The organism is Cupriavidus basilensis, from assembly GCF_029335485.1.
In the GTDB taxonomy this organism is placed as follows: Bacteria; Pseudomonadota; Gammaproteobacteria; order Burkholderiales; family Burkholderiaceae; genus Cupriavidus; species Cupriavidus basilensis_E.
The window spans coordinates 1-3,174 of the sequence record NZ_JARJLM010000251.1; the positions used below are offsets into that span (position 1 = coordinate 1).

Here is a 3,174-nt window from a genome sequence, read left to right on the forward strand (position 1 = left end):
CGCATTGTACCGCAGGCTGCACGCGGCAGTCCAGCAGGGCGCGGCCGACCATACGCGAACCGAAAAGCTCTTTTATACTGGCCGATTCCGACACGCACAAACCCCTTCAGGTTGCCACATGTCCAACACCACCAACGCCAGCCAGAACCAGCAGACCCGTTTCGAAGGCAGCCAGCAATATGTCGCCACCGATGACCTCAAGCTGGCCGTCAACGCCGCCCGCGCCCTGCAGCGCCCGCTCCTGATCAAGGGCGAGCCCGGCACCGGCAAGACCATGCTGGCCGAGGAAGTGGCGGCGGCGCTCGGCATGCCGCTGCTCCAGTGGCACATCAAGTCGACCACCAAGGCCCAGCAGGGCCTGTACGAATACGACGCGGTGTCGCGCCTGCGCGATTCGCAGCTCGGCGACGACCGCGTCCACGACATCCGCAACTACATCGTCAAGGGCGTGCTGTGGCAGGCCTTCGAGGCCGACCAGCAGGTGGTGCTGCTGATCGACGAGATCGACAAGGCGGACATCGAATTCCCCAACGACCTGCTGCGCGAAATCGACCGCATGGAATTCTATGTGTACGAGACGCGCGAACTGGTCAAGGCGCGCCATCGCCCGCTGGTGATCATCACCTCGAACAATGAAAAGGAACTGCCCGACGCCTTCCTGCGCCGCTGCTTCTTCCACTACATCAAGTTCCCCGACGCCGAGACCATGCAGCGCATCGTCGATGTGCACTACCCTGGCATCAAGCGCGAGCTGGTGGCGGCCGCGCTCGAATCCTTCTACGAGATGCGCAACCTGCCGGGCCTGAAGAAGAAGCCCTCCACGTCGGAGCTGATCGACTGGCTCAAGCTGCTGATGGCCGAAGACATCCCGCCCGAGGCGCTCAAGAGCCCGGACAAGAAAGCCGCGATCCCGCCGCTGCATGGCGCGCTGCTGAAGAACGAACAGGACGTGCACCTGTTCGAGCGGCTGGTGTTCATGAACCGCGCCAACCGCTGAGACGGGAGCCCGCCACCATGAACGCCTTCGTCAAGCCCGTCACCCTGAGCGGCCGCCACGCGGTACTGGAACCCCTGGATGCGAGCCACGCAGCCGGCCTGCGCCACGCGGTGGCGGACGGCGAGCTGTGGCGGCTCTGGTACACCAGCGTGCCCGCGCCCGAGGCCATCGACGCCGAGATTGCGCGGCGCCTGGCTTGCCAGCAGGAAGGCTCATGGCAGCCTTTCGCCGTGCGCGACGCGGCCAGCGGCGACCTCGTCGGCATGACCAACTTCATGCATATCGAAGCCGCCCACCGCCGCCTGGAGATCGGCGCCACCTGGTATGCGCGGCGCGTGCAGCGCAGCGCCATCAACACCGAATGCAAGCTGATGCTGCTCACGCACGCCTTCGAGCAGCTGGAATGCATCGCGGTGGAGTTCCGCACGCACTGGATGAACCACCAGAGCCGCGCCGCCATCGCCCGCCTCGGCGCCAAGCAGGACGGCGTGCTGCGCAACCACCAGCGCATGCCCGACGGATCCCTTCGGGACACGGTGGTGTTCTCCATCATCGCCAGCGAGTGGCCGGCGGTGAAGCGCCACCTGCAATACCGCCTGGACCTGCCGGGGCGCGCCTCGTGAACACGCAAGCCAGCCACCGCCCCGGGAAACTCTGAGCGAGACCACCATGCTGATCGATTTCTTCTTCTCGCTGCGCCATGCCAAGCTGCCGGTATCGGTCAAGGAATACCTGACCATGCTGGAGGCGCTCAAGGCCGAGGTGATCACGCCCTCGATCGACGAGTTCTACTACCTGTCGCGCATGACGCTGGTCAAGGACGAGAAGCACTTCGACAAGTTCGACCAGACCTTCGCGGCCTACTTCAAGGGTGTGGAGAGCCTGGTCGACTGGAAGTCGGACATTCCCCTGGACTGGCTGCAGAAAACCCTGGAGCGCGAACTCTCCGCCGAGGAAAAAGCCAAGATCGAGGCCATGGGCGGGCTCGACAAGCTGATGGAGCGGCTCAAGCAGCTACTCGACGAGCAAAAGGAAAAGCACGAGGGCGGCAACAAATGGATCGGCACCGGCGGCACCTCGCCGTTCGGGCACGGCGGCTACAACCCCGAAGGCATCCGCATCGGCGGCCCCTCCAAAGGCAACCGCACCGCCATCAAGGTATGGGAGGCGCGCGCCTACAAGGACTACGACGATCAGGTCGAACTGGGCACGCGCAATATCAAGGTGGCGCTGCGCCGCCTGCGCCGGTTCGCACGAGAAGGCGCCGAGACCGAACTGGACCTGGACGACACCATCCACGCCACCGCGGCCAACGCCGGCCTGCTCGACATCAAGCTGCGTCCAGAGCGCCACAACAAGGTCAAGGTGCTGATGCTGATGGACGTGGGCGGCTCGATGGACGACCACATCAAGCGCGTGGAAGAATTGTTCTCGGCCACCAAGACCGAGTTCAAGCACCTGGAGTATTACTACTTCCACAACTGTGTCTATGACTACGTGTGGAAAAACAACCGCCGCCGCCACGCGGAGAAGATCGCCACCTGGGACCTGATCCACAAATACACGCCCGACTACAAGGTGATCTTCGTCGGCGATGCCACCATGAGCCCGTATGAGATCCTGCAGCCGGGCGGCTCGGTGGAATACAACAACCCGGAAGCCGGCGCGGTCTGGCTCAACCGTCTGATCGAGCAGTTCCCGCGCTTCGTCTGGCTCAACCCCGAGCCGGAAGGGCTGTGGCAATACCGGCAGTCGGTGACGGTGATCAACCAGATCATGAAGTCGCGTATGTATCCGGTGACGCTTGGTGGGCTGGAGCAGGCGATGCGGGTGTTGTCGAAGTAGTAGTGGTGACTCGAAAGGCTTGACTGCAAAGTCAAGAATCAAAAGCCGTATCGCCGCGGCTCGCTTCGCGTCGCCCATGGGTGCGGCCCGCCTGGGGGCGGCTCACACAGCTGGAATCAGACCAGCGCAGGGTCCTCTGCCCCGAGAACGTGGCACTCGCACGAACGTCCGAAGGGCGGGAACGAGCGGGGCCGGAATACCGCCCGCCTGTGTCAGGCGCGCAGCAGTCCGCCCAGCATCCCCCCCTGCCCGCCCCCGCGCCCGAACAGCGTGCGCGCCACGCGCTCGCCGTCCAGCCCGAAGCTCTGCGCCGCCGCCGCGGCAATCAAGGC

The 3,174-nt window shown here is 64.5% G+C and carries 3 protein-coding genes; all 3 read left to right on the forward strand.

Features of this window, described 5'->3' with window-relative positions:
* Nucleotides 1-118: 118 nt before the first annotated feature.
* Genes P3W85_RS14270 through P3W85_RS14280 form a run of 3 tightly spaced genes read left to right on the forward strand, consistent with a single transcriptional unit; the run spans nucleotide 119 to nucleotide 2,842 of the window.
* Nucleotides 119-997, forward strand: a complete 879-nt coding sequence (locus tag P3W85_RS14270) for an AAA family ATPase (RefSeq protein ID WP_017226349.1) — start codon at nucleotides 119-121, stop codon at nucleotides 995-997.
* Between the two features lie 17 nt (nucleotides 998-1,014).
* On the forward strand, nucleotides 1,015-1,620 hold the full coding sequence (locus tag P3W85_RS14275) for a GNAT family N-acetyltransferase (protein WP_017226348.1): 606 nt from the start codon (nucleotides 1,015-1,017) through the stop codon (nucleotides 1,618-1,620).
* Nucleotides 1,621-1,666: 46 nt separating this feature from the next.
* On the forward strand, nucleotides 1,667-2,842 hold the full coding sequence (locus P3W85_RS14280; RefSeq protein ID WP_017226347.1) for a vWA domain-containing protein: 1,176 nt from the start codon (nucleotides 1,667-1,669) through the stop codon (nucleotides 2,840-2,842).
* Nucleotides 2,843-3,174: the final 332 nt, after the last annotated feature.